At 57.3% G+C, this 506-nt stretch carries 1 protein-coding gene; it reads right to left on the bottom strand.

The genetic code is table 11. From position 1 onward, the window contains the following. Positions 1–20: 20 nt before the first annotated feature. A partial coding sequence (locus ACFQEU_RS18130; RefSeq protein WP_379784430.1) for an ATPase domain-containing protein occupies positions 21–506 on the bottom strand: 486 nt, incomplete at its 5' end.

Genomic DNA, 506 nt, shown 5'->3' with positions numbered 1-506 from the left:
TCTCTCATTTCGTGCGACAGTTACGTCTGTTCGTCGTTGTCAACGTCGTGTTTGCTGGCAGTATCCGTATCGTTCCACTCCGGCGTCCCGGTGAGAATACCCCGAAGCTGCGGAAGAGGCTCTCCGACACGGATCCCGTCCGCCGTAATTTCGAGTTCCCGAAGGCTACGTTCGAAGTCGCTCGTCCGCATCTTCAGCGTCCCGATGACCTTCCGCACCTTCCCGCGATACTCAACGTGACGCAAGAACATGATGTTGTCCGCAAGATTGCTCGTCCGCTCTTCGGTCGCATGGAAGTCTCCAGTGATATTGTGAACCTCATTGACGAGGATCGTGGAGACGCCAGCGGCCCGCAAGAATCGGCCGATCCGCAACAACGCACCCGTCGTGTTGTCAAGCCCACGGAGATTCTCCTGAAACCCTTGTGAGCCATCGATCATCACCACTTCGGTACCGTCGGTGACCGCCTCGCGGACGAGATGCTCGAATTCGCCGACCGTATACTC

This window comes from Halorubrum tibetense, assembly GCF_042661865.1.
GTDB lineage: Archaea > Halobacteriota > Halobacteria > Halobacteriales > Haloferacaceae > Halorubrum > Halorubrum tibetense.
This window is presented reverse-complemented; position numbering and strand designations above follow the sequence as displayed.